Genomic DNA, 24,979 nt, shown 5'->3' with positions numbered 1-24,979 from the left:
TCGTGCCCGCCAGCGCATGTGGCGGGCATAAGAAGCGATCAGCTCCAGGGGATCGCCCACGTCCCGATGCGCCGTGCCCCGCGCCACAGCCGTTCCCACAGACCCGCGCCGCTTCGGGGGAGCGCCGCCACCACCGCGTCCGAGGTGGCCTGAGGGGCATCGGTCAACACCGTATAAACATAACCATCTCCGGCCCATACCACCCACCGCTGACGTGCCTCGCGGCGGAAGACCGTGCGGCCCGCGACGGTCGCGCGGCGCCAGCCCGCCAGCCGCCGCACGTTCAGCCGTCCCCGCTGGACGAACACCGAAACGGCCGCCAGGCCGTCGGAATAGCCCAGGTGCAGGGTACCGTCCTCGCCCGAGCCGGAGCGCCTTACCTGGTGCAACGCCAGCCCGCCGGGCAGGGTCTGCGGCACGCTCCAGCCCTGCTTGCGCAGCCGGTCGACTTCGGCCGCCGTCATCTCCCGCCAGGGGCGGGCCCGGGGAGCGGCCGCCTGCGGCAAGATGCGGGGCCGGGTGATGCGCAGCTCGGCGAAACCACCGGAGCTGACCACCCGGCCGGTCTCATCCAGCAGTTCGCGCTGCAGCAGGATGCCGGTCTGCGCGTCGATCCAAAACCTCCCGGCGGTGCCGCCGCCGGGGCGCCGGGCCTCCACGACGCGGGCCTTCCGCCCGCACACCACAGAGTCGGCCGCCCGCACCACCGTGTAGTTGCGGGCCAGCTGTTCCAGCGCCTCCGGGGTGAGGCCGGGCAGCCCGCCGGCGGTCACGACGAGCTCCTCGCGCCGCTCCGAGAGCGGGGAGGCGCTTTGCATGGAGGTGCCGGACGGCGGGCTTTCGACCCGGTGCGCCACCTTGGTCGTGCTCGTGTCGCGCCCGCCGGCGGCGAGCGTGGTGTGAGTCCAGGTCCCCTCATAGGGGGTGCGGCGCGCGGCGGCGGCGGTGCCGCGCAGCAGCTCCAGGGCCTGCGGGTCGCCCCCTGCGGCCCGGCGCCCCGGGGCGGCGTCCCCGGTCAGCGCCCAGGCGATCAGCAGGACGGCGGCGACCCCGCCCACCAGCCAGGGGCCCCGCCTGCACCGCGCCGGCGGCGAAGGCATCGGCGCAGGCGTCACGGGGCCGCCGGCAGGGACGAGGGCTCCGGAACCGGGATCATGCCGTTGGTCAGCGCATGCTCGACCTGCAGCCGGTCGAAGGCGGGGACCACGGCGGGCGGCTGCTCGGTGCGGCCGCCGGCCACATAGGAGGCCGAGCCCAGCCCCAGCATCATGGCGGCGGCCCCGACGGCCAGGTAGCGGCGGGGGACGCGGCGCCGGGCCGGCACCGGCGCAAGCGGACGGACGGCGGGCCGGCCGGGACGCACGGCGCCCTGCGACGGCCGGTTCCAGGCGATGTCGGCAGGCGGCCCGCCGGCCTGGCCCAGGGCGCGCAGCCTGCTCAGGAACTCCTCATCGGGCAGGTCGGGGGCGCCCGCGGAGGAACCGGCCGCGGGGACGGCCAGGGAACGCAGCCGGTCCTTGATCCGGCGCATCATGTCGGCCTCCTGACGGCAGGCCCGGCAGACGGCCAGATGCGCGAGCGCACGGTCGCGCTCGTCGTGATCCAGCTCGCCGTCGACCAGGGCGGTCAGGCGTTCCCCCAGACAACTCACACGTGCTCCCCGCTCGCCTCCGGCGCGCCCTTCCGTGGGCGGCGTCCTTCCTCCTCGCGTGCTCGCTCGCGTCTTTTACAGACTCACCCCGCCTCGGGCAGTTCCGTCAGACGGCGCGGTGCGCGGTGCTCCAGGGCGGCCCGCAGCTGGGCCCGTCCGCGGTGGATCCGGCTGCGCACCGTCCCGAGCTTCACATTCAGTGTGGCCGCGATCTCCTCATACGACAGCCCTTCGATGTCGCACAACACCACGGCGGCGCGGTACTCCGGCGGCAGGGAGTCCAGCGCCGCCTGCACGTCGGCGTCGAGGTTGCGGTCATCATAGGCCTGCGCGGGGGTGGGTTCCCGGCCCTGCAGCCGGTCGGCGGCGTCCTCGGCCAGCCCTTCGAACCTGATGCGCTGCTTGCGGCGCGCCATGTCGAGGAACAGGTTGGTGGTGATGCGGTGCAGCCATCCCTCGAACGTTCCCGGCGTGTAGTTCGACAGCGACCGGAACACCCGGACGAAGACCTCCTGGGTGAGGTCCTCGGCGTCGTGCGGGTTGCCGGTCAGCCGGTAGGCGAGGCGGTAGACGCGCGCGGAGTGCTCACGGACGACCTCCTCCCATGACGGAGGCTCCCAGACGGCCTCCGGCGCATGGTCGCGTTCGCGGGCCGCGACCGCCCCCTTCAGCGCAAGCGCCGCCACGTTCATGGTCGCACCTCCAGCGCACTGCCTCCCATGGCCGGTTCCTCTCCCGCGACGGACATGCCGCGTCGCGATATGACACGGCCACGCCTGGGCTGGGCGTTCGCGGACCGACTGTTGAGGGAACGTCGCGACGGGCGGTTTTAGTTCCCGGCCCGGCCGCGCAAGTACGACGATGAGCCCACAAGCCGGACGGGCGGCAACGATATGGTCTTTCTCAGCGGACCAGGGACCAAGGGAGGCGGCCATAGACGCGCTACAAGCCACCCTGGCTTTCGTGGAGGACTATCTCCCCGAGGATGAGGTGCTGCAGGAGGCCCGGCGGCTCGGCGAGGAGGCCGGCGCGGTGCCGATCGGCCCGGCCTGCGGGGCGGCGCTGCGGTTTCTGGCCGCCATGCTGAACGCCCGCACGGTGGTGGAGATCGGCTCCGGCTGCGGCGTCTCGGGGATCTGGCTGCTGCGCGGCATGCGCCCGGACGGGGTGCTGACCAGCGTGGACGTGGAGGTGGCCAACCAGCGCATGGCCAAGGACGCCTACGCGGCGGCCGGTTTCCCCTCCTCGCGCACCCGCATGATCGTCGGACGCGCCCTGGAGGTGCTGCCCCGGCTCACCGACGGCGCCTACGACATGGTCTTCTGCGACGCCGACAAAAAGGAGTACCCCGACTACCTGGCCGCCGCGCTGCGGCTGCTGCGCCCCGGCGGGGTGGTGGCCTTCGACAACGCGCTGTGGCACGGGCGGGTGGCCGACCCGCTCCGGCGCGACCCGGAGACGGTGGCGATCCGCGAGGTGGCGCGGATGATCCGCGACGACGAACGGCTGGTGCCGCTGCTGCTCCCGGTCGGCGACGGCCTGCTGTGCGCGCTCAAGCGCGCCTGAGCGAAAGACGAGCGGACATGACCGACGAGCACTCCCCCGCGGAGTCCCGGCGGCCGGCCGCGGCCGCCGCGCTGACGGTGCGGGTCCGGCCGTCGTGGCACTGGGCGGGCCGGGTGGTCTCCTCGCTGATCATCTGCCTGGCGGCGGGGGCGTTCGTGGTCGGCGGCGCCCGCGGGGACGGCCTGGTCGACTACGTCTTCCTGGCCGTGGGCGTGCTGGGGGCGGTCTTCTTCGGCGCCGGCGCGCTGCTGTCGGCGGGCCGGCTGCTGAGCCGCCGCCCGGTGCTGGAGCTGGACGCCGACGGGGTGCGCCGGCCGGCCGCCTGGCCGCGCCCGCGCAGCCGGGACCGGGTGCTGCCCTGGTCGCAGATCGCGGCGGTGTGCCTGGTCAGCCGCGGGGTGGCGGCGCGCAGCGGCCAGGCGCGCGACCACCTGCTGTTTTTGACCGACCCGCAGGACGCCGAACACGCCCGCACCGCCGACAAGCCCCAGCTGGTCGCCTTCACCCTCACCGACCTGCCCGCCGGGGAGCGGCATGCGCCCTGGCTGCTGGTGTGCGACCCCGACTGGGACGTGCCGCTCAAGCGGATCGTCGCCAAGGCGCGCGCCCACGGCGTCCCGGTCATCGACCGCCGCCGCAAGTGACCCGGCGGCCGGTCAGTTCCGGGCGGTGAGCCAGTTCAGCAGCAGGCGGGTGCCGAAGCCGGTGGCGCCTTTGGAGATCTCGGCGTCGTCGGAGGTCGCGCGGGCGGGACCGGCCACATCCAGGTGGGCCCACCGGCGCTCGCCGACGAATTCGCGCAGGAACAGGGCGGCCATGATGGCGCCGCCGCCGAAGCCGCGGCGCTCGATGTTGGCCACGTCGGCGACCTCGGAGGCGATGGCCTCGCGGTAGTCGTCCACCAGCGGCATCGGCCAGACCGGCTCACCGGCCGCCTCGCCGGCCGCCGCCAGCTCGGCGCTCAGCTCCTGGTCGGTGGCGAACAGGGCGCCGTGCCGCAGCCCGAGGGCCACCTTGGCCGCCCCGGTGAGGGTGGCCACGTCCACCACCACGTCCGGGTCCAGGGCACGGTCGGCGTAGGCGAGCGCGTCGGCCAGCACCAGCCGCCCCTCGGCGTCGGTGTTGAGCACCTCGCTGGTCTTGCCGCCGTAGTGGGTGATCACGTCGCTGGGCCGCATGGCGCTGCCGGAGAACATGTTCTCGGCCGCCGGGACCAGCGCGGTGACCTGCGCGTTCACCCCCAGTGCGCCCAACGCGCCCATGGCCGCCATGACCGCGCCGCCGGCGGCCATGTCGGTCTTCATGGTCTTCATGTTGTCGTTGGGCTTGAGCGACAGCCCGCCGCTGTCGAAGGTGATGCCCTTGCCGACCAGCACCACATGCCGGTCGGCGCCGCCTTCGGGCCGGTAGGTCAGCTCGATCAGCCGGGGCGGCCGCACCGACCCGGCGCCGACCGCCAGCAGCCCGCCGAAGCCCTCTTCCCGCAGGGCCTGCTCGTCGCGGACGCGCACCGCCAGGCCGCGCCGCTCGGCCAGCTCGACGGCGCGCTCGGCCAGCCAGGACGGGCCCTTCTCCGCCGACGGGGTGTTGGCCAGGTCGCGGGCCAGCGCGGCGGCCTCGGCCAGCACCGTGCCGCGCTCCACGGCGGCCGCCTCGGCCCCCAGCACCACGATGGTGGTGGCCGCGCGCTTGCGGGGCGGCTCGCCGATCCAGAACTCATACGAGCCCAGCAACGCGCCCTCGACGAACGCCGCCACGTCCCCTTCGGGGGCGAGGGCGACCAGGCCGTTGCGTCCCCTGGCGCGGCGGGCCAGCGCGGCGCCGGCCTTGCGCAGCGCGCCCGGCGTCTGGTCGCCGACCCCGTACAGCAGCACTTCGCCGGGCCCGTCGCCGAGCCGCACCGGGCAGGAGACGATCTCGCCGGGCTCGCCCTTGGCGTCCTGGAAGGCCAGCAGCTCCGCCGGATCCAGCGGCAGGGTCAGGCCCAGGTCGGCGGCGTGCGCCTGGGGACCGGAGCGCACCGGCACGGCCACCAGCTCGGCTCCCGCCTCCAGTGCCACCCGGCCGGCCGGACGGACACTCGCCTCGCTGCGCACCCGGGTGTGGATCGGCATCGGTCCCCCTGCTCATCACCGCTCGCCGCCGGCGCCCCCCGCGGCGATGCCATGGCAGCGGCAGGCCCCGGCCAGGCCGGGACCTGCCGCCGTGGTCTTGTGTCGAATAGCGCCTGATTCGGCCCGCGGCTTTATCAGCTGACGACGCTCTTGAGGGCGTCGCCCAGCTCGCTGGCCTCTTCGGCGGAGAGCTCGACGACGAGGCGTCCGCCACCCTCCAGCGGGACACGCATCACGATGCCGCGCCCCTCCTTGGTCACCTCGAGCGGACCGTCACCCGTCCGCGGCTTCATCGCCGCCATGCGTGCATCCCCTTCCTGCCTAGGGCCGCGTGCCGGACATCCTTGGCCGCGTGGCCGCCGTTCGTATCCGCACTATCAGTAGTGGCCCATTATCTCGCCTTCCGGGCGCGAAGTGGTAACGATCAGCGTCGCAAAGGGCAGACAATGCCTTCCCGCCGCCCGCCGAGGTGCGTTTGCCCTGTTCAGGACGTAAGTCACCGCGGGATCACCATCCCGCGGGCCGCGCGGCGGGAATGTGCGGAATCTCACTGAGGAACCATCCCCAGGCATGCGGACGGCCATCTCTCCCCCATCGAGCCACCGTGGCGGTGGCATGCCCGTTCGGTGGCCCCTCGAAACGGACGCCGGTTGTGTCCCTTAGCGGAGCTTCGGGAGGACAGCCGCGTAGGCACCCCGGCGGTGGCAGCCGACAAGGTGATCGTCCACCAGCCCGCACGCCTGCATGAGCGCATAGGCGGTGGTGGGCCCCACGAACCTGAACCCGTGCCGCTTGAGCTCCTTGGCCAACGCCGCGGAAGCCGGGGTCGAGGCGGGCACGTCGGCGGTGGTGCGGGGCGCCGGGGCGTCCGGGTCGGCGTACCGCCACACCAGCGCGGCCAGCCCGGTGGGCAGCTCGAGCGTGGCGCGGGCGTTGGCGATGGCCGCCTCGATCTTGGCGCGGTTGCGGACGATGGCGGGGTCGGCCAGCAGCCGCTCGACGTCCGCGGGGCCGAAGGCCGCCACCGCGGCCGGGTCGAAGCCCTTGAAGGCCGCCCTGAAGCCCTCCCGCTTGCGCAGGATCGTCAGCCACGACAGCCCCGACTGGAACGCCTCCAGGCACAGCCGCTCATACAGGCCCTGATCGTCGGTGACCGGGCGGCCCCACTCCCGGTCGTGGTAGGCCAGGTAGTCGGGGGGCGACAGGCCCCAGGGGCAGCGCGCCAGCCCGTCCGGCCCCGGCAGCGCCCCGCTCACCGCGCCCTCCCCGGCGGCGCGGCGCCCTCGTCCCGTTCGGCCAGGCGGGCCAGGCGGCGCAGGCCCAGCCGCATGAGGGCGCGCACCAGCGGGCCGATCAGCAGCCAGCCGGCCCGGCCCAGCGGCCCCAGCGGCAGCTCCAGCCGCTCGGCCCACACCACGGTGCCGCCGGCGGGCAGCGGGGCGGTCTCGAAGTAGGCCTCGCCGCGCACCAGCCGGCCGGTGTGCCGCACCGCCACCCGGCGGCCGGGCGTCCACTCGGTGATCACCATGGTGTCCAGGAAGCCGACCGGCCCGATGCCCGTCCATCCCCGAAGTTCGGCGCCGACCCCCTGGCCGCCCTCGGCGCGGGTGAAGGGCATCCACTCGCCGTGCCGGGGCCAGTCGGTGAGCACCGCGAACAGCCGCTCCGCCGAGGCGGTGGAGACGGCCTGGGCGCTTACTGCGACCCGGCTCACTGCTCCTCCTTGCGCAGTGTCTGCGGCGGGTCGTTGGGATGCCCGTGCGCCGGGCCGCCGTCTTCGGCCGTCCCATCGCGCCGCCGTGCGGGCGGCTCGCCCCACGGCGGCATCCGCGGGCCCGTCCAGGCCGGTCCCGCATCGCCCCAGGAGGCGGGTTCCTCGACGTGGCCGTGGCGGCGTTTCAGCTCGGCCAGCTCGGCCTCCAGCGCGGCCAGCCGCGCATCGCGCTCGTTCAGCGCGCAGGCGAGCCGGCGCAGGGCCTCGTCGGTGACGTCCACCTGGTAGCCCCACAGGCCGTGCGGCAGGTGCAGGGTCGCCACGTCGGCGCCGGTCAGGCGGCGCCCGGACGGCATGTGCAGCGGCGGGTGGTCCGGGTGCGTCCGGGCCAGCTCCCCGCCCCGGCCCGTGGCCAGGACGACGACCGCCACCAAGACGGCCAGCGCGGCCAGGGCGAGGACCACGAGCACGATCGGTAACTCCCCTCCTTCGGCTCCTCCCTTCGATCGTGCCACGATCGAAGGCATGGATTTGCGGCTTGGCGCCCGGGTCTTCGGGGCGGGGCAGCATGCGCTCTGGCTCGCCGAGGCGCCGTCAGGGACGGCCGGGGAGATTCCCGAGGGCGTGGACATCGTGACCGGCACCGGGTTCGGGCCGGCCGTGGTGTCGGCCTCCTTCGTCCCGGACGGCGCGGACCTGCTGGTGGGAGATGAGCTGGCGGAGGCGGCCGCGGCCCGCGGCGCGGGACTGGTGTGCCGGGACGCGCGGCGTGCGCTGGCGGCGGGGGTGCGTGCGGACGGGCTGGTCCTGGACGCCGGGAGCCGGCCGGCGGCCGACCGGGTGGCGCAGCCGGCCGCCGACGGGCTCGCCGTGCTGGTGGATCTGACCGGCGAGCCCGTCGGGGAGGACGCGGGCCTGCTGGCCGCGGTCTCCGTCTACGCCTGGCTGGGCGCGCGGGTGTTCAAGGTCGCCGCGCGGGACGTCGATCCGGTGCGGCAGGTGCTGGACATGGTCGCCTCGATCAGGGGAACGCGGCCCCCCGCCGAGGCCAGGCGCGGGCTGGCCTGAGAACCGGCCCGAGAGGCGGTCACGGCTCGGCCTCCGCGTAGTCCTCGCCGGTGGGGGTCAGGTGGACCTGGCGGACCTCCAGCAGGTCGAAGGCCTCGGGGACCGAACGGCTCCAGCTGATCGCATCGAAGGCCCTCGGGCGGACGAAACCGTGGTCGGCCAGCTTGACCACCAGGTCGCGCAGCGGCTCGTACATGCCGTGGGGGTCCAGGATCACCAACGGCTTGTCGTGCATGCCCAGCACCCGGGAGGTCCAGATCTCCAGCAGCTCCTCCAGGGTGCCGATCCCGCCGGGCAGCACCAGGAAGGCGTCCGAGCGGCGGTCCATCTCGGCCTTGCGGGAGCGCATGTCGGGGGTGACGATCAGCTCGTCGTTGTCCTGGTCGGCGATCTCCACGCTGACCAGGGCCTGCGGGATGACGCCCACGGTGCGCGCTCCCCCGGCGCGGGCGGCGCGGGCCACCGCGCCCATGCAGGAGACCTTGGCGCCGCCGCTGACCAGGCTGTGGCCGCGGCGGGCCAGCTCGGCGCCGACCTGCTCGGCCAGTTCCAGGTGGCGGCGGTCGATCCGGCTGCTGGAGGCGCAGAACACGCAGATCGCCAGCCCGCCCATCAGGTGCCCGCCTCTTCGGCGACGCCGCGCACGGCCGTCTCCTCGACCAGCCGGCGCACGTGCTCGGTGTGCGCGTCCACGATCACCTGGACGGCCTCGGCGGGGTCGTCGGTCAGGTGGATCAGCTCCAGATCGGTGTCGCGGATCTTGCCGGACGGCGCCATCACGTCGCGGATCCACTGCACCAGCCCGCCCCAGAAGGCGGTGCCCACCAGCACGATGGGGAAGCGGGTGACCTTGCCGGTCTGCACCAGCGTGACCGCCTCGAACAGCTCGTCCATGGTGCCGAAGCCGCCCGGCAGCACCACGAACGCCTGCGAGTATTTGACGAACATCGTCTTGCGGACGAAGAAGTAGCGGAATTCGACCCCGATGTCGACGTAGTCGTTCATCCGCTGCTCGAAGGGCAGCTCGATGCCCAGCCCGACCGACACCCCGCCGGCCTTGGCGGCGCCCAGGTTGGCGGCCTCCATGATGCCCGGGCCGCCGCCGGTGATCACCGCATAGCCCGCCTCGGCCAGCCGGGTGCCCAGCTCCACGCCCAGCCGGTACTCCTCGGAGTCGGGGGCGGTGCGGGCCGAGCCGAACACGCTGACCGCCTTGCCCAGCTCGGCCAGCAGCCCGAAGCCCTCGACGAACTCGGCCTGGATGCGCAGCACCCGCCACGGGTCGGAGTGCACCCACTCGGCCGGGCCCAGACTGTCCAGCAGCCGCTGGTCGGTGGTGGTGCGGGGGATGGCCTTGCCCCGCAGCATCGCAGGTCCCTGCCGGTGCAGGCGCTTGTGGTCTTGGGAGTCCATGCGCTCACGTTAGCCGCGGCGCACCGCCGTTTTCAGCGCATTAACGGCCGCTGTATCTGCGGGAAAGAGCAGACCGTGGCGCCGAGGTCACCCGGCGTGCCCGCTCAGCCGGCGGTGAGCCAGGCGCGCATGCGCCGCTCGCAGTCGCGGATGAGGGGGATCTCCACGTACTCGTCCTTGGTGTGCGACAGCGGCGGGTCGCCGGGGCCGTAGTTGACGGCCGGGACGCCCAGGGCCGAAAAGCGCGCCACGTCGGTCCAGCCGAGCTTGGCGCGGGGCGTGCCGCCGACCGCCGCGACGAAGGCGGCCGCCGCCGGGTGAGCCAGGCCGGGGCGTGCGGACTCGGCCGCGTCCACCACCGTCACCTCAAAGCCTTCGAATAGTTCACGCAGGTGGGCTTCGGCGTCGGCGAGCGTCCGGTCGGGTGCGAAGCGGTAGTTGACGGTGACCGTGCACTCGTCGGGGATCACGTTGCCGGCCACGCCGCCGCGGACGAACACCGCGTTGAGCCCCTCGTGGTACTCCAGCCCGTCCACCACGGGCTTGCGCGGCCGGTAGGAGCGCAGCACATCGAGGATCTCCCCGGCCTTGTGGATGGCGTTGACGCCCATCCACGCCCGGGCGCTGTGGGCGCGCGCCCCCCGCGCGGTGACCTCGACGCGGATGGTGCCCTGGCAGCCGCCCTCGATGACGGCGGCGGTGGGTTCCATCAGCACCGCGAAGTCGCCGGCCAGCAGTTCGGGCCGGGAGGCGGCCAGGCGGGCCAGCCCGTTGCGGACGGCCTCGACCTCTTCGCACTCGTAGAACAGGTAGGTCACATCCCGGGTGGGCTCGGGCACGGTGGCGGCGAGCTTGAGCATGACCGCCAGCCCGCTCTTCATGTCGCTGGTGCCGCACCCGTACAGCCGGTCGCCCACCACCCGGGACGGCAGGTTGCCGTTGACCGGGACCGTGTCCAGATGTCCGGCGATCACCACGCGTTCGGCCCGGCCCAGCGCGGTCCGGGCGATCACCGCATCGCCGTCCCGTTCGACCCGCAGGTGCGGCAGCGGCCGCAGCGCCTCCTCCACGGCGTCGGCCAGGGCCTTCTCGCGCCCGCTCACCGACTCGATGTCGACGATCGCCGCCGTCAGCTCCGCCACGTCCGCGCCCAGGTCCAGCCTCATGCCACCCGACCCTACCGATGCCGGCCGCCTGCGCGGGCACGCCGCGGAGGCCGGATCCGCCTCCTCACCGGGCGGTCCGGGACGCGCCGGTCTCCTCGCCGGCGGGTCGTCCTTCCCGCGGCCCGCCGGCGCCGGAAACGTAAAGAGCGGAGCGTTCGGGCTCGGACGCGCGGCCGCGGGCGGGCCGCGCGTCCGGGTGCGAGGTCAGGCGTTGGCGCCGTGCTCGCGGAGGATCTCGTTGAGGGCCAGCTTGTCGTGCTGCTGGCCCTCCTCCAGGCGCTTGAGGACCAGCAGGCAGGGCATGCCGAACTCGCCGCCGGGGAACTTCTTGGTGCGGGTGCCGCTGACGCACACCGACCAGGCCGGGGCCTCGCCGCGCGGCAGCTCCTCGCCGGTCTCCACGTCGAAGACGCGGGTGGTCTTGGTGAGGATGGCGCCGGCGCCGAGCTTGGCGCCGCGGCGGACGCGGGCGCCGTCGACGACCATGCAGCGCGAGCCGATGAAGGCGTCGTCCTCGACCACCACGGGGACGGCGTTGGGCGGCTCCAGCACGCCGCCGATGCCGACGCCGCCGGACAGGTGGACGTTCTTGCCGATCTGGGCGCAGGAGCCGACCGTGGCCCAGGTGTCGACCATGGTGCCGGAATCGACGTAGGCGCCGATGTTGGTGAAGGAGGGCATCAGCACGACGCCGGGGGCCAGGTAGGCGCCCCACCGGGCGATGGCGCCGGGCACCACGCGCACCCCCTCCAGCCGGGTCTTGAGCGGGATGCGGTCGTGGTAGTGGAAGTCGCCGACCTGGGCGCGCACCATGCCCAGGACCTTGAAGCTCAGCAGGATCGCCCGCTTGGCCCGCTCGTCCACGACCACCTGGTCGGTGGCCGGGTCCACGAAGGCCACCCGGGCCCGGCCGGTGTCGATCAGGTCCACTGCCGCGACGATGGCCGCGCGGGCGTCGCCGTCGTCGGGGCTGAGCTGGTCCCGCCGTTCCCACAGCTCGTCGATGACGCCGGGGATCGGGCTGGTGAACGTATCGGTCATGGACGTGAGCTTAGTGGGGGGCATGTGCCGGTACGGTCTTTGGTGTGCGGGGTTGGGAACGGTTGCGCCCGCGCTCGGGCGCGCTCCTGTTGGCGATCGCTTTGGTGGTAGGCGCCGGCGGATGGGCGGCCTGGTCGCATCTGCGGCCCTACCTGCACGGTTCCAACTGCGAGGTGGCGGCCGCGGGCGGCGTGGTGCCGCTGGACCTGGAGCAGGCGGCCAACGCGGCGACCATCGCCGGGGTGGCCTTCCGCAAGTCGCTGCCGGAACGGGCGGTGGTGATCGCCTACGCGACGGCGATTCAGGAGTCGCACATCCGCAACCTGCCCTATGGCGACCGCGACTCGGTGGGCATCTTCCAGCAGCGGCCCTCCCAGGGCTGGGGCCGGGTCGACCAGCTGCGCGACCCGGTGTATGCGACCAGCAAGTTCTACGACTCGCTGGTGAAGGTCAAGGACTACCTGGACCGGGACCTGCACGATGCGGCCCAGCAGGTGCAGCGCAGCGCCGACGGGACGGCCTATGCGCCGCACGAGGAGCGGGCCAAGCAGCTGGCCGAGGCCTACACCGGGCGGCGGCCGGCCGCGGTGCGCTGCTGGTTCTCCCCCCGCAAGCGGACCGAGCCGCGGCGGGCGGAGGCCATCCGGGCGCTGCACGAGACGTTCGGCACCAGCAAGATCCCGGTGACCGAGGAGGACGGCCGGCACACGGTGCGGGTGCCGACCCGGCGCACCGGCTGGGCGGTGGCCTCCTGGGCGGTCTCCCACGCCCAGGGCTATGGGCTGCAGGAGATCCGCTACGACGGCCGCCGCTGGCGGGCCGAGGCCGGCCATGACGGCTGGACCGAGGACGAGGAGGCCCCGTCCGACCGGGTCATCATCCGCTGAAGGTCCGGCGTTCATCTTTTGACGCCGATGCCGCCGTACATGGCGGCCTGGCGGTGTTCTTGCGGGACGGGCCCGTCGGGGCGCCATTGGCAGATGTGCACCAGGCCCGGCTCGACCAGGTCGAAACCCGAAAAAAGCCGCAGGATCTGCGAGTAGGTGCGGAAGAAGATGGGGTAGGGCGCCATCCGGGCCGAGCCGTAGAGGGCCTCGCTCTGGCCGGGCGGCAGCAGTTCGGCCGAGGGCAGGCTGATGAGCAGCCGGCTGCCGGGGACCAGCGCGTCGGCGAACCGTCCCACGATGGCCTCGATCTCCTGCCGGTCCTCCAGGACGTGCAGGATCGCGTTGAACAGCACGGCGACCGGCCGGTCGAAGTCCAGCAGTTCCGTCACCGCGGGGTGGCCCAGCACCATGGCGGGGTAGCGGATGTCCCCTTGGGCCATGCGGGTCCGTTCCGCGGCCGGGCCTTCCAGCAGCGCCGTGCCGTGGGCGCATACGTCCGGGTCGCTGTCGACGTAGACCACCCGGCACTCGGGGTCCAGGCGCTGGGCCACCTCGTGGACGTTCCCCTGGGTGGGCAGGCCGCTGCCCAGGTCGAGGAACTGCCGGATGCCCGCTTCCCGGACCAGGTGACGCACGGCCCGTTTGAAGAAAGCGCGGACCGCCTGGACCGAGACGGAAATGTCCGGGCTGATCCTGGCCATCAGGTCGCCCAATTCCCGGTCGGCGGGGAAATTGTTCTCCCCGCCCAGCCAGTAGTCGTATACCCGGGCGGGGTGCGGCATCCGGGTGTTCAGCCCTTCGGGCACCCGACGTCCGCTCACTCCTGGGAACCCCCTCCCTCACCCTGGCCGGTGCGCCTTCCGGCCGCCCGCACCGCCCGTCCGCCGGCGCGGGCGGCCGGCTCCCCCCATGACATGGACGGTCCGGTGACCGGTTCCCACGGCTCGCACGCCGCCCGGGACTCACAGGTCACGTGCCGAAAAAGGCTCAGTGAGCGAACACCATAGCGCAGGACTTGGACAAATCGGCGGGGCATCTTGCGCAATATCGGCCGTCACCGAACTCTTTGTGCATTCCGGGAGATATCACCAGATCATGACTGTTCATCCCACTCGGCGGCCAGGGCGGGAACGGCCGCGTCCACCAGGCGGCGGAAGCGGTCCGGCCGCAGCCAGGGCGGCCCCAGGGCGGCCAGATCATCGAAGATCCGCAGCGAGCACACCACCAGCAGCGGCGCCCGCCGGGGGGCGACGCCGCGGGCCAGCGCCCGCACCGCCGTGATCGCAGGGCCGTCGAACTCCCCGTCCTCCAGCGACACCAGGCCCTCGTGCAGCGCCAGGCACAGCCTGACCGGAGAACCCGGGCGGCGCAGGTTCTCGCTCCGGACGGCCCGCTGGGCCGCCTCCAGCAGACCGGCCAGCGCCTCGGGCTCGTCGATCCCCGGCGCCAGCACGCCCACCCACGGCCGCCTCTCCCGGCTGTTCCACGACACGCGTTCCGGGACGGTCTCGCGCAGCAGGCGGTCCATGAGACGGGACGGCCCCGCGGCCGAGGCCGGCGGCCGCCCCTCCCCTGGAGGGGGCTGCTCGAAGAGGTTCACCGCAAGGCAAAGCCTGCGGATACCGGTTGGCTCGGCCATACCAGCCAACGATGCGGCAGAAGGAGCCCGCCGATTCCCTCCCGCTAAGGGGTCCCCCCGTCACGGATGTCCTTCAGCGCGTCCATGTCGCGCACGACGATCCGGCGGTAGCGGGTCAGCACCACGCCGTCCTCGCGCAGCTTCCGCAGCACCCGCTCGACGGTGGACTCGCCGACGTCGACCATCCCGCCCAGGACGACCTGCGACACCGGCACGGCGATCATCACGCCCTCCGGCACGGGCTCGCCGTAGGCGGTGGCCAGGTCGTACAGCCCTCCCGCCACCTTGGCGTTGGCGTCCAGGGAGCGGTTTTCGATCCGGCGGCGGATGGAAAGGCGCGTCTTGGCCAGCACGCCGGCCTCGATCTGCGAACGGGCCTGCGGATGCCGGGCGAGATAGTCGTGGAAGCGGGAGCGGCCGATCCGTACCGCCACCACGGCGCCGACCGCGCTGACGGTGGCGGTCCGCTCCTGCCCGTCCAGCACCGCGAACTCGCCGATGAGGTCGCCGCGGCCGCGCACCATCAGCGGCAGCACGGTGCCGTTGTGGGTGTCGAAGGTGACCTTGACGAAGCCGTCCAGCAGCACATACAGCTCCAGTCCCGGCTCGCCCTGGCGGACCAGGACCTGCTCGTGGGCGAACTGCACGCGGGTGCCCAGCTCCAGCAGCGCGGCGCGGTCGGCGGGGCTGAGGCGGGCCATCAGGCTGCCGGTGGGCCAGGGGCCGTCGTGCACCGCCATCACACCAGCCCGCCTTCCTGCAGCCGCGGCGGGCCGTCCTGCGCGGAGCGGACGCCGCGCGGAGAAGAGGCGGCATCGGGGCGGGCGGGCGGCGGCGCGAGCGGTCCCGCCTCGCCGGTCTCGTCCGGGACGTGCAGCCAGCCGATGCCGGAGTACTCCTTCACCGACACCGGGATCTGCCGGAACTGCCAGCCGGTGCCGGTGAAGCCGGGCCTGATCATGTTCCGGTAGACGTAGTCGGAGGCCACCACCGCGTAGTGGCCGGCCGATGCGGCCAGCGCCGCCTTGACGGGCTCGGCGTTGCACAGCCGGAACGCCGCGATGGGGGGATCCCCGGCGTGACCGCCGGGGGCCGCGCCGAGGTGTCCTCCCTCCAGCCCGATCCGGACCCGGGCCCTCCTGTCGGGCAGCAGGGCGTCGTTGGCCCGGGCGAGCTGCAAGATCAGCTCGATCAGCAGGACGCGCAGCGTGGCGCCGTCGCTGCGGTGGGAGGGCAGCACCGTCAGCTCCCCGTCGCCCTGCGGCTGCCGCTTGCAGTCCTCCAGGTCCGGTCCGAGTGCGGCCCGCAGCGCCGCCTGCAGCGCGCCGAACAGCATCTCCTGCAGCCGCCGGTGGCCGTCGAGACCGACACCGCTGTAGGACTCCAGGTCGGTGGCCATGCACAGGTGGTAGGTATCGGTCATGGTGCTTCCGGAAGCGTGTCGAAGGCGCCGTCGGACAGGTTGAGCCGAAACGGCTGCGGGCCCGGCTGGTTCACCCGGACCGTCTCGCCGGGATCGGCGGCGTCCTGCAGCAGGGCCGAGACGCCGATCTCGCCGCGCAGCACCGTCAGGTCCGGCGGCAGTTGCAGCACCACCCGGACGACCCTGCTGCCCTCGGTCAGCGGCCGGTCGCCGTGGGGGCGCAGCCGCCAGCGGAAGACCCGCTGGCCGAGCCCGAAGGTGGTCAGCTCCTCGTCCGGGAGCGGCCCGGCGTCCGGCGCCAGGGGCGTCTTGCCCAGCTGCAGGGCCACCGCGTCCAGCTCGATCAGCGTGACCTCGTACTGGGCCTCGATGTAGCGCTGGCCGTAGCGGGCCTCCTCCAGGTCGAAGGGGAAGCGGATCTGGAAGTACCGCCATCGGTCGAAGTCGACCCGGGAGGCGGCGGATGGCGGAAAGTCCGAAGGGGACAGCGCCTCGACGACGGGACGCCCGATGATGACCCCCGCCTCTCGGGTGAACCTCGTTCCGGCGCGGCCCTGCAGCGGTTCTTCGGCGCCCAGCGGCAGGTGCGCGAGCACGTCGAATTCCAACCCCGGCATGTGAGCAAGGGTTTCACATAAGAGGCCTGTCAGTCAGGAGATCCAAAAAGGACATACGCCGCCCAGCGTCGCGGATCATCGTGGTAAACGGCGGCGAGCTCGGCCTGGGCGGCCCGCAGCGCCCGGGCGGGAGCGGCGCCGGCCAGGTAGTGGTCGTGGAAGCGGGTCAGCAGCGCCAGGGTGTCGCGTTCGGTGAGCGACCACAGCGTCATCAGCACCGCTCCGGCCCCGGCCAGCAGGAACGAGCGGCTCAGCCCGATCACGCCGTCGGCGCTGACCCGGCCGGCGCCGCTTTCGCAGGCCGCCAGGATCACCAGGCGGGCCGGCAGCTCCAGCTCGGCGACCCGGCGGGCCTCCAGACGCTCCCCGGCCAGCGCGAGGTAGGACTCCAGCGGCCGCTCGGGCAGGGCCTTGGCGTGGGTGGCCAGGCACAGCACGTCCGGCCGCAGCCGCGGCACGTGCGCCAGTTCCGCGACGGTGGCCCGGTCCCCGTAGCGCACCCGCACCGGGCCGGGGTAGCGGGCGGCGATGGCGGGGAAACGGCGGGCCAGGCGGTCCAGCGGCCGCAGGTCCGGTTCGGGCATCGGCTCCGGCGCCACCAGGGCGTGCAGGGCCGGGCCGCCCGGGCGGGCCGGATGCTCGGGCAGCCGGGCCGCCAGCGCGGCGGCCGGCAGCACGCTGGTGGGGTGACGGGCGGCGACCGGCCGCCCGTCCGGGGTGCGCAGCGCGGCGAAGGGCACCCGCAGCAGCTCCTCGTGCGGGACGACCAGCAGCGGCCGGTCGTCCTCCGGCAGCCACGGCAGCGGCTCCCACAGGGTCCGGCCGAGCTCCTCCAGCAGCCGGCCCAGCTCCGCCAGGCCCGCTGAGTCCAGGTCGTGGGCGGTCAGCAGGGCGTGCAGCCGGTCGACGGCGGCGGTCAGGGCGGCGCGGTCCACCGTCCGGTCGGCGGCGGCCAGCTCGCCTTCTGGGCTCAGGCAGAAGATCAGCAGCCGGTCCCCGGCCAGGAAGTACTCCACCACCGCCCGGCCGCGCAGCGCCCGGCGCAGCCGGTCGGGGGTGAGGACGCGGGCGGTGCGACGGCCGGGGGTCATCAGGTCGGCCAGGGCGCGGGCGCGGGCCATCTCGGCGGCGGCGAACGCCTCGGGGAGGGCGCCCAGGTCGTACAGGGCGGTGACGAAGGCGGCGTGAGCGGTGCGGGCGCCGTCCATCGCCTCGATCCGCGCCCAGTCGTCGGCCAGGCCGCCCCGCCACCCCTCCAGGAAGCGGTTCAGCTTCGCCAGCGCCTCGACGTTGCTGCGCCGGTGCCAGTCGGCGGCGGCGGGCAGGTCGAGCCGCTGCAGCCGCCACCGGTGCTGCCCGGCGCGCGCCGCCGCCCCGGTCAAGTAGATGGCGATGATGGTGACGGCCCTGACGAGCTCGACCTGTGCGGAGTCGTCGTCCAGGCTCGCCCACCACGCCGCTTCGCAGGCCGCCACCTCCTGAGAGCCGGCGGCCAGGTGGTCGAGCAGTTCTTCGCGCCGCCGCCGCCGGGCCTCGTCCAAAAGGTGCTCGTCGTGCCGCAGCGCCGCCCGTGCCGCCTCGCGCAGGGCCGTCTCGGCGCGGCCGAGGATCTCCTGGGCGCGTGAGGCGGCGTCGGGCGCGGCGCCCAGCGCCTCCAGTTCGCCGGCGGCCCGGACGGCCGTGCCGCTCGCCTCCGTCAGGAGGGCGGCCTGCGGGGAGTCCGCCGGCAGCTTCGGGACCATCTGGCTCAGCCAGCCTGCGTCCATGCGCAGCATCGCGGCGGCTTCGCCGCGGACACGCTGCCAGGACTCTGAAACGGTGGGCGCGTGCGCCAGGGCGTGCCGCAGCCGCGCCAGCTCGGTCAGCCGTTCAACGAACGCCGGGTAGTCCCCGGCCCGCAGCGCCGCCTGCAGCGCGTTCAAGGCGGCATGGAAGCGGTTCAGCAGCTCGTCGCCGGTCACCGGCGCCCCGTCCCGGCGACGGCGGTCACCTCGGCGGCGCAGTGGGTGGGCGTCCCGTCGAAGCGGGTGCCGCTCATCGTCAGCGAGCCGGTCAGCCCGCTCGCAGAGACCGTCAGCACCGCATGGGCCCGGTCGGCGCCCTGCGGCAGCGCCATGTTCCCAAGCGGCCCGCCGGCCGGGGCGAACCAGGTGGGAGGCGCCGCCGGGGCGTGCCGGTGATCGGTGTCGGCCGTCAGCCGCCCGCCGGCCGGGTCGAAGACCACGGTGGCGTCATCGTCGTCGGCGGCGATCCACAGCAGCTCACCGGGCCCGCTCCCGGTGGAGGCGATCATGAAGATCGGCCGTTCCCCGCCGAACTCGATCGTCACCGCAACGGTCGCCGCCGCCCGGCCGTCGATGCGCACCGCGGCACTGCCCCGGTAGACCCGTCTCATCGCTGCCTCCAAGCGACCTGCGACGGCACGGCCCAATGGCGATCATTTCACCCTTGCTCCCCGCGCGGCCTCAAGTGCCGGGGTTGTCAGGCCACGCGGTGAAGCAGGTCCGTGCCCTCGCAGGTCGCGGCTTTACGCCCGGCGGGCGGTGTGCTTTTCGCGCCGGGGAACGCCAAGGCCCCCATCCGGCCGCGGCGGCCGGCCCCTGACCGCCGCGGTTCTCCCAGAAAGGACGGCACGATGACCGGTGCGACGCCCAAGTCGCCGTGCCGTTTCCCCCGCACCACTCAGCATTGGGTCTCGGGAGCGCTGAGAAACCCTCTCCATAAGGAATCCGGCCGGCGAGGACGACGGACGCCCAACGGGCGAGCATCCGACCTCTATCGGCCGAGCTCACCACGCTTCATCTGTGCCAGCAGGGCCGCGAACGCCTCCCGGGGCACCTCCAATCGGCATCCTTCAGGATGCTTGGAGTCCCTGATCACGATCCCGCCGGGGAACCTCGCCAGCTCCACACAGGCATCGTCGTTCAGCCCGCCGCTGTATGAGCTCTTGCGCCACTGGATCACTGGTACATCCTCGACGTCCTCTCGACCTCACCGCAGAACCCGGCGCACAGCCCGGAACGCAGCGCAGAGAAAAGCCCCCGACCAGCAAGGACGACGGACGCTCTCATGAGCGGGCATCCGACTGCTACCGGCAGAGCTCACCACACTTCACCCGCGCCAGCAAGGCCGCGAACGCATCCCGAGAAACCTCCAACCGGCCGCCCTCGGGACGCTTGGAGTCCCTGATCCCAATCCCACCGGGAAACCTCGCCAGCTCCACACAGGCATCATCGTTTCCACCGCCGCTGTGCGAGCTCTTGCGCCACTGGATCACTGGTACATCCTCATCGTCTGCTCGATCAGAGCTTTCGACTCCGCCCGGGGCAGAGCCAGCGCCCCGATTTGATCGAAGCGCACTCCCAGAACGGCAGATTCGTCCCCGGTCTCGATCAGCCTTCCAGCGACCTGCGCCACGGCATATGCGACCTCCCTGATACCGGTCGTGAGCACCTGGAAGTGCCCGTCATGCCCCGGGTGCCACCCGGCCGACCTGGGGACGACCCGGATGCACACACGATCGGCCTCTGCAAGTTCGAGCAGATAGCGCAGTTGCTCGGCCATGACAGCGGCATCGCCGACCACGTTCTCAAGGACCTCCTGGTCGATGAGAATCCACAGATACGGCGGGTCCGCGCGTTTCAAGATCTCCTGCCGCTTGAGCCGGGCCTTGGCACCGCTCTTGATCTCGGAGGCGCGACCGGCGGCCTTGAGGATCGCCTGAGCGTATTCCTCTGCCTGCGCCAGAGCAGGGACTGTTTTCCCGTGGTACACCTTGATGATCTTCGCGGCTCCCTCGTATTACAGGTACTGCCTGTACCAATCGGGATCATGTCCGGCTGAGGCGAAGAGGTGAAGTCACTCGAAGTGGCCTCCGGTGTTCCAGGATTCGTCAAGGCGCTTCAGACACTTCTCAGCCGGCCGGAGACGGCCCGCCTCCCAGTTGGATACAGTCCCTCGCGTCACGTTGACGATCATGGCGGTCTGGGCCGGCGAAAGTCCTCTCTGAGTCCGGTAAAACCACAGGTCAAAAGCCAACCAGGCCCCCCAGCGAAGACTTCGGGTCGATGGTCTCCCTGACACTCATCGCTCATCCGTACGTGTATTGCATTGCATTCAATGCACCACACGTTAGCCAGAGAACACCGAGAGTGAGGGAGAATTCCCCGACCTCAGGACGGCTTCATGAACACCATCGCCCAGTCCTCATCGGCCTCCGACGCTCCGGACGTCCGCCTGACTCTGCTCGCCGAGCCCTCCTCGGTGGTCCTGGCCCGTGAGATGGTCCGCTACGCCCTTACCAGGTGGAATTACGACCGTGAGGTCATTTACGACTCCATGGTGGTGATGAGCGAGATCGTCACCAACGCCGTGGCCGCCGCCCGAGGCCGCCACATCCGCATTCGCTGCGCCGTTGAAAACGGGTCCCCGCTCCTGGAGTGTTGGGACCCCTCCCCCGCCGGGCCTCCGAAACATCGGAGTCCGGCCGGGGCCTCGCCATCATCGCGGCCTACGCCAGGGACGCCGGCACCCGTCCCGCCGCCACCGGCCAAGGCAAGATCGTCTGGGCTCTCATGCCCGCTCGTCCCTCAGATTCGCCCCCGCTCGGCCGCGCGGCCCGGCCGAACACGCGATCGCCCGGTTGAAAAACCGGTGCGTCCTGTACGAGCTGCGCCGCCGCCCGCAGTGGGACGGGTACGCAGTGGGACGAGTATGTCGCCCAGACCGCCCTCGTCCTGCAAGTCCGCGAGACCCACGCTCACTGAAGAAGATTCAATGCCGCTTCGCTCATCTCACCGATGAGCGCGATCGCGCGAAGGCGCGAAATTCCAGCTCAACGGTCACAGACAAGCCGAAAAGCATATTTCGGCGTCCAGCGGCGCCTTAACGGCCGGGCGCACGGCACAGGTGCCGTGCGCCCGGTCACGAGTGCAGGTCAGACCCCCAGGGAGCGGCCGATGATCTCCTTCATGATCTCGGTGGTGCCGCCGAAGATGGTCTGGATGCGCACGTCCTGGTAGGCCTTGCCGATGGGGTACTCGAGCATGTACCCGTAGCCGCCGTGGAGCTGGACGCAGCGGTCGACGACCCGCTTGATCAGCTCGGTGTTCCAGTACTTGAGCATGGCCGCCTCCTCGGCGGTCAGCTCGCCGTTGACCTGCTTGAGGATGCACTGCTCGGTGAAGGCCCGGGCGACGGTCAGCTCGGTCTTCATCTCCGCCAGCACGAACCGGTTGTGCTGGAACTTGCCGATGGGACGGCCGAACGCCTCGCGGGTCTTGCAGTACTCCAGGGTCTGCTCGAAGGAGGCCTCGGCGCCGGCCAGCGCGGAGGTGCCGATGGACAGCCGCTCGCGGGCCAGGTTCTGCATCAGGTAGATGAAGCCCATGCCCTCCTCGCCGAGGAGGTTCTCCTTGGGCACCCGCACGTTGTCGAAGAACAGCTCGGCGGTGTCCTGGGCGTGCATGCCGACCTTCTCCAGGTTGCGGCCGCGGGTGAAGCCCTCCATGCCGCGCTCGACCACCAGCAGGCTCACCCCGCGCGCCCCGGCCGAGGGGTCGGTCTTGGCGGCCACGATGACCAGGTCGGCCAGGATGCCGTTGGAGATGAAGGTCTTGGAGCCGTTGAGGACGTAGTGGTCGCCGTCCTTGATCGCGGTGGTCTTGATGCCCTGCAGGTCCGAGCCGGCGGCCGGCTCGGTCATCGCGATCGCGGTGATGATCTCACCGGAGCAGTAGCCGGGCAGCCAGCGCCGCTTCTGCTCCTCGTTGCACAGCTTCAGCAGGTAGGAGCCGTTGATGTCGTTGTGGACGGCGAAGCCGGGGCCGTGCGCACCGACCTTGGCCAGCTCCTCGTTGAGGATCACGTAGTAGCGGTAGTCGGGGTTGCCGCCACCGCCGTACTCCTCAGGGACCTCAATGCCGAGCAGCCCCTGGCGGCCCGCGGCCAGCCACACGTCGCGGGAGACGATGCCGTCCTTCTCCCACTGCTCGTGGTACGGGGCGACCTCCTTCTCAATGAAGGAGCGCACCATGTCGCGGAAGGCCTCGTGCTCCTCGGTAAAGATCTCCTGTCCCATCCGGCGGGTCTCCTCAACATGTAAGTGAATTCTGATGCAGAGTTAATGTAACACCAGGACTGTCGCATAAGGGAGGGGCGTATGGAGCTCACGGTGGACGAGCTGGCCTCCCGCGCCGGGGTGTCGGTCCGGACCGTGCGCTACTACGCCGGACGCGGCCTGCTGCCGCCGCCCCGCCTGCGCGGACGCACCGGGCTGTATGGGCCCGAGCACCTGGCCCGCCTGGAGCTGGTGCGCGAACTGCAGTCGCTGGGGCTGACGTTGGCCGCCATCGAACGGCACCTGGAACGCATCCCCGACGACGCCACCCCCGAGGACCTGGCGCTGCAGCGGGCCCTGCTGTCACCGTGGACGCCCGACCGCCCCGAGGAGATGGACCGCCACCAGCTGGACCGCCGCGCCGGCCGCCACCTGGACGACGAGACCATCAAACGGCTGGCCGCGCTGGGCGTGGTGGAGGAACTGCCCGCCGGCCGCGTCCGCGTGATCAGCCCCGGCCTGCTGCGGGTCAGCGCCGAACTGGCCGAGCTGCCGCTGCCGCTGGAGACGCTGCGTGCCTCCCAAGAGGCCGTCCAGCGCCACACCTCCGCCCTGGCCGAAGAACTGCAGCGCAACTTCCAGGAGACCGTGGTCCGCCCCTACCGCGAACGGGGCCGCCAGCCCCAGGAACGGCAGATGCTGATCGAGGTCGCCGCCCGCCTCAAACCGCTGATGATCCAGTCCCTGGTCACCTCGTTCCAGCAGGCCGTGGACCGCGCCATCCGCCGCTCCGTCCCCGCCGACGACGACCGCCCGGCTAAAGGTCCTGCCACTCCTGACGGTGGTAGTCGATCAGCTTCGGACGGACCAGCGTGTTGACCTCCACGTCGGTGCGGCGCAGGTCCTTGGCGAAGACCGCGGCGGCCCGCAGCACCTGCTCGTCCAGGAAACGCAGGCCTTGCACCGACGGGTCCAGCCGCAGCGCGGGGGCGGTGCGGCCGGGGGCGGCCAGCACATAGCCCCAGTCGCCGAAGCTGGGCACGTCCACGTGGTAGGGGACGGTGGCCATGCCGGAGGCGCGGATGGTCTTCTCGATGGACCAGAACGAGCGGGGGGCGAAGAACGGCGAGCCGGACTGGACCACGACCCGGCCGCCGGGGGCCAGCGCCCGCTGGAGCAGGCCGTAGAACTCCAGCGAGTACAGCTTGGCGGTGGGCACGTCGTCGGGGTCGGGGAAGTCCACGACGACGGCGTCGAAGGCGCCTTGCCGGGAGGGCGGCAGGCGGCGCAGCCAGGTGAAGGCGTCGGCGTTGACCACCTGCACCCGCGGGTCGTCGAAGGCGCGGCCGTTCAGCTCGGCCAGCTCCCGGTAGGTGCGGGCCAGGCGGATCATCGCCGGGTCCAGCTCCACCAGCGTCACCCGGCGGACGTCGCGGTAGCGCAGCACCTCGCGCAGCGCCAGGCCGTCCCCGCCGCCGAGGATCAGCACCCGGCCGCGGGCGCCGGCCAGCGCCGGGTGCACCAGCGCCTCGTGGTAGCGGTACTCGTCGACCGAGGAGAACTGCAGGTCGCCGTTGAGGAACAGGCGCATATCGGAGCGGCCCGACAGCCGCAGCGCCCTCGTGATCACGATCTCCTGGTAGGGGGTGCGTTCGGCCAGCGCGATCGGGTCCCGGTACAGGGCCTGGCGGGCGGAGACCTCGAACCGGTCGGCCAGCGCGTAGGTGCCGGCGAGCACCGCCAGCACCACCGCCATGCCCGCCCACAGCGCCGCCCGGAGCGCCCGGCGCACCTGGCCGCGGAACAGCCACAGCACCACCGCCATGCCCGCCACCGCGTTGCAGGCCCCCACCAGCAGCGCGCCCTTGATCTGGCCGAAGAACGGCAGCAGCAGGAACGGGAACGCCAGCCCGCCGACCAGGGCGCCCACATAGTCGGCGGCGAACATGTCGGCCACCGCGCTGCCGGCGTCCTGGCGGCGGATCCGCTGCAGCAGCGTCATCAGCAGCGGGATCTCCGCGCCGATCAGCACGCCCACGGTGAACGCCACGACCACCAGGACGGGCACGTACACGCCCAGCCACGAGTAGGCGGCGTACAGCCCCAGCACCGACAGCCCGCCCAGCAGCGCCAGCGCGCCCTCCACCGCCGCGAACGCGATGACCGCATGGCGCTGCAGGGGTTTGGCGGCCAGCGAGCCGACGCCCATGGCGAAGACCATCACCGACAGCACGATCGACGCCTGGGTGACGGCGTTGCCGATCAGGTAGCTGCCCAGCGCCACCAGCGCCAGCTCGTACACCAGCCCGCAGGCGGCGCAGGCGAACACCGCCGCCAGCACCAGCAGCCGGGCCGCCCCCGCCCGGATCCCGACCGCCGGACGGTCCGCCTCCTGCGGCTCGGCCCGTTCGGACTCGGCCTGGTCAGTGGTCACGCCGCATCCCCTTCCTGCATCGGGGGAAGGCTATCCGTCCCGATCACCATGCGGTTTCCATCTCCGGGAGGCCGGCGGCCCGGAGTCCGCATCCGGCCCGGCGGCCGTGGCGGGACCGTCCGGACCGGCCGCCCGAGTCCACCGTCACATCCGCAGCAGGCCCGGGCGGCGCCCAAAGAGCCGCGCAC

At 72.4% G+C, this 24,979-nt stretch carries 30 protein-coding genes and 1 pseudogene; 6 read left to right on the top strand and 25 right to left on the bottom strand.

The window, feature by feature from the left end:
* Positions 1 to 38: 38 nt before the first annotated feature.
* From BUE48_RS05865 to sigE, 3 genes are all read right to left on the bottom strand, one after another.
* Positions 39 to 1,100 carry a sigma-E factor regulatory protein RseB domain-containing protein gene (locus tag BUE48_RS05865; RefSeq protein WP_012851552.1) on the bottom strand — a complete coding sequence of 354 codons (1,062 nt, stop codon included), beginning with the start codon at positions 1,098 to 1,100 and terminating at the stop codon, positions 39 to 41.
* 11 nt (positions 1,101 to 1,111) lie between these two features.
* Positions 1,112 to 1,651, bottom strand: a complete 540-nt coding sequence (locus tag BUE48_RS05860; protein WP_012851551.1) for an anti-sigma factor family protein — start codon at positions 1,649 to 1,651, stop codon at positions 1,112 to 1,114.
* Positions 1,652 to 1,734: 83 nt separating this feature from the next.
* Positions 1,735 to 2,343: an RNA polymerase sigma factor SigE gene (gene sigE, locus BUE48_RS05855; RefSeq protein ID WP_012851550.1), complete on the bottom strand. Its 609-nt coding sequence runs from the start codon at positions 2,341 to 2,343 to the stop codon at positions 1,735 to 1,737.
* Positions 2,344 to 2,614: 271 nt separating this feature from the next.
* Between sigE and BUE48_RS05850 the strand changes: the two genes are divergently transcribed.
* Both BUE48_RS05850 and BUE48_RS05845 read left to right on the top strand, forming a co-directional pair.
* Positions 2,615 to 3,217, top strand: coding sequence for an O-methyltransferase (locus BUE48_RS05850; protein ID WP_012851549.1), 603 nt, complete (start codon positions 2,615 to 2,617; stop codon positions 3,215 to 3,217).
* Positions 3,218 to 3,234: 17 nt separating this feature from the next.
* Positions 3,235 to 3,861, top strand: a complete 627-nt coding sequence (locus BUE48_RS05845; protein ID WP_012851548.1) for a hypothetical protein — start codon at positions 3,235 to 3,237, stop codon at positions 3,859 to 3,861.
* A 12-nt stretch (positions 3,862 to 3,873) separates the two neighbouring features.
* Here BUE48_RS05845 and BUE48_RS05840 read toward each other — a convergent pair whose 3' ends face one another.
* The 5 genes from BUE48_RS05840 to BUE48_RS05820 all read right to left on the bottom strand — a co-directional run bounded on the left by BUE48_RS05840 (position 3,874) and on the right by BUE48_RS05820 (position 7,515).
* Positions 3,874 to 5,331, bottom strand: a complete 1,458-nt coding sequence (locus tag BUE48_RS05840) for a leucyl aminopeptidase (protein WP_286989204.1) — start codon at positions 5,329 to 5,331, stop codon at positions 3,874 to 3,876.
* 134 nt (positions 5,332 to 5,465) lie between these two features.
* The gene (locus BUE48_RS05835) at positions 5,466 to 5,633 is read right to left on the bottom strand and encodes a DUF3117 domain-containing protein (RefSeq protein ID WP_012851546.1); all 168 of its coding nucleotides are present in this window, start codon (positions 5,631 to 5,633) and stop codon (positions 5,466 to 5,468) included.
* Positions 5,634 to 5,990: 357 nt separating this feature from the next.
* Entirely contained in the window at positions 5,991 to 6,587 is a 597-nt protein-coding gene (locus BUE48_RS05830) for a DNA-3-methyladenine glycosylase I (protein WP_286989202.1), read from the bottom strand.
* The gene (locus BUE48_RS05825; RefSeq protein WP_012851544.1) at positions 6,584 to 7,045 is read right to left on the bottom strand and encodes an SRPBCC family protein; all 462 of its coding nucleotides are present in this window, start codon (positions 7,043 to 7,045) and stop codon (positions 6,584 to 6,586) included. The genes BUE48_RS05830 and BUE48_RS05825 overlap by 4 nt, the downstream gene beginning before the upstream one ends.
* Complete coding sequence (locus tag BUE48_RS05820) at positions 7,042 to 7,515, bottom strand: hypothetical protein (RefSeq protein WP_012851543.1); 474 nt, start codon at positions 7,513 to 7,515, stop codon at positions 7,042 to 7,044. The genes BUE48_RS05825 and BUE48_RS05820 overlap by 4 nt, the downstream gene beginning before the upstream one ends.
* 55 nt (positions 7,516 to 7,570) lie before the next feature.
* On the opposite strand from BUE48_RS05820, the gene BUE48_RS05815 reads away from it, so the two are divergent.
* The gene (locus BUE48_RS05815) at positions 7,571 to 8,113 is read left to right on the top strand and encodes a hypothetical protein (protein WP_012851542.1); all 543 of its coding nucleotides are present in this window, start codon (positions 7,571 to 7,573) and stop codon (positions 8,111 to 8,113) included.
* A gap of 19 nt (positions 8,114 to 8,132) precedes the next feature.
* Here BUE48_RS05815 and BUE48_RS05810 read toward each other — a convergent pair whose 3' ends face one another.
* The 4 genes from BUE48_RS05810 to BUE48_RS05795 form a co-directional block, all read right to left on the bottom strand.
* Positions 8,133 to 8,726 (bottom strand): LOG family protein, encoded by a 594-nt coding sequence (locus BUE48_RS05810; protein ID WP_012851541.1) that lies wholly within the window; start codon positions 8,724 to 8,726, stop codon positions 8,133 to 8,135.
* Positions 8,726 to 9,526: an LOG family protein gene (locus BUE48_RS05805; RefSeq protein ID WP_286989198.1), complete on the bottom strand. Its 801-nt coding sequence runs from the start codon at positions 9,524 to 9,526 to the stop codon at positions 8,726 to 8,728. Before BUE48_RS05805 ends, BUE48_RS05810 begins: the two co-directional genes overlap by 1 nt.
* A gap of 104 nt (positions 9,527 to 9,630) precedes the next feature.
* Positions 9,631 to 10,692, bottom strand: a complete 1,062-nt coding sequence (dapE, locus tag BUE48_RS05800) for a succinyl-diaminopimelate desuccinylase (RefSeq protein WP_012851539.1) — start codon at positions 10,690 to 10,692, stop codon at positions 9,631 to 9,633.
* Positions 10,693 to 10,896: 204 nt separating this feature from the next.
* Entirely contained in the window at positions 10,897 to 11,733 is an 837-nt protein-coding gene (locus BUE48_RS05795; RefSeq protein WP_041439343.1) for a 2,3,4,5-tetrahydropyridine-2,6-dicarboxylate N-succinyltransferase, read from the bottom strand.
* 44 nt (positions 11,734 to 11,777) lie between these two features.
* On the opposite strand from BUE48_RS05795, the gene BUE48_RS05790 reads away from it, so the two are divergent.
* Positions 11,778 to 12,620, top strand: coding sequence for a hypothetical protein (locus tag BUE48_RS05790; RefSeq protein WP_012851537.1), 843 nt, complete (start codon positions 11,778 to 11,780; stop codon positions 12,618 to 12,620).
* 11 nt (positions 12,621 to 12,631) lie between these two features.
* Here BUE48_RS05790 and BUE48_RS05785 read toward each other — a convergent pair whose 3' ends face one another.
* The 11 genes and pseudogenes from BUE48_RS05785 to BUE48_RS24470 form a co-directional block, all read right to left on the bottom strand.
* On the bottom strand, positions 12,632 to 13,441 hold the full coding sequence (locus BUE48_RS05785) for an SAM-dependent methyltransferase (protein ID WP_286989196.1): 810 nt from the start codon (positions 13,439 to 13,441) through the stop codon (positions 12,632 to 12,634).
* Between the two features lie 272 nt (positions 13,442 to 13,713).
* Complete coding sequence (locus BUE48_RS05780) at positions 13,714 to 14,220, bottom strand: hypothetical protein (RefSeq protein WP_148232936.1); 507 nt, start codon at positions 14,218 to 14,220, stop codon at positions 13,714 to 13,716.
* A gap of 83 nt (positions 14,221 to 14,303) precedes the next feature.
* The gene (locus BUE48_RS05775) at positions 14,304 to 14,999 is read right to left on the bottom strand and encodes a Crp/Fnr family transcriptional regulator (RefSeq protein ID WP_012851534.1); all 696 of its coding nucleotides are present in this window, start codon (positions 14,997 to 14,999) and stop codon (positions 14,304 to 14,306) included.
* The gene (locus BUE48_RS05770; protein ID WP_286989193.1) at positions 14,999 to 15,682 is read right to left on the bottom strand and encodes a hypothetical protein; all 684 of its coding nucleotides are present in this window, start codon (positions 15,680 to 15,682) and stop codon (positions 14,999 to 15,001) included. The genes BUE48_RS05775 and BUE48_RS05770 overlap by 1 nt, the downstream gene beginning before the upstream one ends.
* On the bottom strand, positions 15,679 to 16,299 hold the full coding sequence (locus BUE48_RS05765; RefSeq protein ID WP_012851532.1) for a hypothetical protein: 621 nt from the start codon (positions 16,297 to 16,299) through the stop codon (positions 15,679 to 15,681). Before BUE48_RS05765 ends, BUE48_RS05770 begins: the two co-directional genes overlap by 4 nt.
* Before the next feature lie 29 nt (positions 16,300 to 16,328).
* Positions 16,329 to 18,260, bottom strand: a complete 1,932-nt coding sequence (locus BUE48_RS05760; RefSeq protein WP_286989190.1) for a CHAT domain-containing protein — start codon at positions 18,258 to 18,260, stop codon at positions 16,329 to 16,331.
* Positions 18,257 to 18,694, bottom strand: coding sequence for a hypothetical protein (locus tag BUE48_RS05755; RefSeq protein WP_286989188.1), 438 nt, complete (start codon positions 18,692 to 18,694; stop codon positions 18,257 to 18,259). Before BUE48_RS05755 ends, BUE48_RS05760 begins: the two co-directional genes overlap by 4 nt.
* 380 nt (positions 18,695 to 19,074) lie before the next feature.
* The gene (locus BUE48_RS05750) at positions 19,075 to 19,263 is read right to left on the bottom strand and encodes a DUF397 domain-containing protein (protein WP_286989187.1); all 189 of its coding nucleotides are present in this window, start codon (positions 19,261 to 19,263) and stop codon (positions 19,075 to 19,077) included.
* Between the two features lie 124 nt (positions 19,264 to 19,387).
* Positions 19,388 to 19,576: a DUF397 domain-containing protein gene (locus tag BUE48_RS05745; RefSeq protein ID WP_286989185.1), complete on the bottom strand. Its 189-nt coding sequence runs from the start codon at positions 19,574 to 19,576 to the stop codon at positions 19,388 to 19,390.
* Positions 19,573 to 20,088: pseudogene (locus BUE48_RS05740) on the bottom strand (DUF5753 domain-containing protein); the annotation flags it as partial. The pseudogene BUE48_RS05740 and the gene BUE48_RS05745, both read right to left, overlap by 4 nt.
* 69 nt (positions 20,089 to 20,157) lie before the next feature.
* Positions 20,158 to 20,382, bottom strand: a complete 225-nt coding sequence (locus tag BUE48_RS24470) for a helix-turn-helix transcriptional regulator (RefSeq protein WP_148232935.1) — start codon at positions 20,380 to 20,382, stop codon at positions 20,158 to 20,160.
* A gap of 102 nt (positions 20,383 to 20,484) precedes the next feature.
* Here BUE48_RS24470 and BUE48_RS24465 point away from each other — a divergent pair, with 102 nt between their 5' ends.
* Positions 20,485 to 21,102 (top strand): ATP-binding protein, encoded by a 618-nt coding sequence (locus BUE48_RS24465; protein WP_353745272.1) that lies wholly within the window; start codon positions 20,485 to 20,487, stop codon positions 21,100 to 21,102.
* Between the two features lie 133 nt (positions 21,103 to 21,235).
* Here the strand turns inward: BUE48_RS24465 and BUE48_RS05735 are convergent, their stop codons facing one another.
* Positions 21,236 to 22,378, bottom strand: coding sequence for an acyl-CoA dehydrogenase family protein (locus BUE48_RS05735; RefSeq protein ID WP_012851527.1), 1,143 nt, complete (start codon positions 22,376 to 22,378; stop codon positions 21,236 to 21,238).
* Positions 22,379 to 22,459: 81 nt separating this feature from the next.
* Between BUE48_RS05735 and BUE48_RS05730 the strand changes: the two genes are divergently transcribed.
* Positions 22,460 to 23,236: a MerR family transcriptional regulator gene (locus BUE48_RS05730; protein ID WP_286989184.1), complete on the top strand. Its 777-nt coding sequence runs from the start codon at positions 22,460 to 22,462 to the stop codon at positions 23,234 to 23,236.
* On the opposite strand, the gene BUE48_RS05725 is transcribed toward BUE48_RS05730, so the two are convergent.
* Positions 23,175 to 24,791 carry a polyamine aminopropyltransferase gene (locus tag BUE48_RS05725; protein WP_286989182.1) on the bottom strand — a complete coding sequence of 539 codons (1,617 nt, stop codon included), beginning with the start codon at positions 24,789 to 24,791 and terminating at the stop codon, positions 23,175 to 23,177. The two genes, BUE48_RS05730 and BUE48_RS05725, sit on opposite strands and share 62 nt — an antisense overlap.
* Positions 24,792 to 24,979 lie beyond the last annotated feature (188 nt).

The sequence above is a fragment of the Thermomonospora sp. CIF 1 genome (assembly GCF_001896795.1).
GTDB classification, from domain to species: domain Bacteria; phylum Actinomycetota; class Actinomycetes; order Streptosporangiales; family Streptosporangiaceae; genus Thermomonospora; species Thermomonospora curvata.
This window is presented reverse-complemented; position numbering and strand designations above follow the sequence as displayed.

Excerpts from the sequence above, each read along its gene's own strand:
- BUE48_RS05865 (WP_012851552.1), bottom strand. The coding sequence starts at position 1,100 with ATGCCTTCGCCGCCGGCGCGGTGCAGGCGGGGCCCCTGGCTGGTGGGC.
- sigE (WP_012851550.1), bottom strand. The coding sequence starts at position 2,343 with ATGAACGTGGCGGCGCTTGCGCTGAAGGGGGCGGTCGCGGCCCGCGAA.
- BUE48_RS05845 (WP_012851548.1), top strand. The coding sequence starts at position 3,235 with ATGACCGACGAGCACTCCCCCGCGGAGTCCCGGCGGCCGGCCGCGGCC.
- BUE48_RS05840 (WP_286989204.1), bottom strand. The coding sequence starts at position 5,331 with ATGCCGATCCACACCCGGGTGCGCAGCGAGGCGAGTGTCCGTCCGGCC.
- BUE48_RS05835 (WP_012851546.1), bottom strand. The coding sequence starts at position 5,633 with ATGGCGGCGATGAAGCCGCGGACGGGTGACGGTCCGCTCGAGGTGACC.
- BUE48_RS05815 (WP_012851542.1), top strand. The coding sequence starts at position 7,571 with ATGGATTTGCGGCTTGGCGCCCGGGTCTTCGGGGCGGGGCAGCATGCG.
- BUE48_RS05810 (WP_012851541.1), bottom strand. The coding sequence starts at position 8,726 with ATGGGCGGGCTGGCGATCTGCGTGTTCTGCGCCTCCAGCAGCCGGATC.
- BUE48_RS05805 (WP_286989198.1), bottom strand. The coding sequence starts at position 9,526 with ATGGACTCCCAAGACCACAAGCGCCTGCACCGGCAGGGACCTGCGATG.
- dapE (WP_012851539.1), bottom strand. The coding sequence starts at position 10,692 with ATGAGGCTGGACCTGGGCGCGGACGTGGCGGAGCTGACGGCGGCGATC.
- BUE48_RS05795 (WP_041439343.1), bottom strand. The coding sequence starts at position 11,733 with ATGACCGATACGTTCACCAGCCCGATCCCCGGCGTCATCGACGAGCTG.
- BUE48_RS05775 (WP_012851534.1), bottom strand. The coding sequence starts at position 14,999 with ATGGCGGTGCACGACGGCCCCTGGCCCACCGGCAGCCTGATGGCCCGC.
- BUE48_RS05770 (WP_286989193.1), bottom strand. The coding sequence starts at position 15,682 with ATGACCGATACCTACCACCTGTGCATGGCCACCGACCTGGAGTCCTAC.
- BUE48_RS05765 (WP_012851532.1), bottom strand. The coding sequence starts at position 16,299 with ATGCCGGGGTTGGAATTCGACGTGCTCGCGCACCTGCCGCTGGGCGCC.
- BUE48_RS05755 (WP_286989188.1), bottom strand. The coding sequence starts at position 18,694 with ATGAGACGGGTCTACCGGGGCAGTGCCGCGGTGCGCATCGACGGCCGG.
- BUE48_RS24465 (WP_353745272.1), top strand. The coding sequence starts at position 20,485 with ATGAACACCATCGCCCAGTCCTCATCGGCCTCCGACGCTCCGGACGTC.
- BUE48_RS05735 (WP_012851527.1), bottom strand. The coding sequence starts at position 22,378 with ATGGGACAGGAGATCTTTACCGAGGAGCACGAGGCCTTCCGCGACATG.
- BUE48_RS05730 (WP_286989184.1), top strand. The coding sequence starts at position 22,460 with ATGGAGCTCACGGTGGACGAGCTGGCCTCCCGCGCCGGGGTGTCGGTC.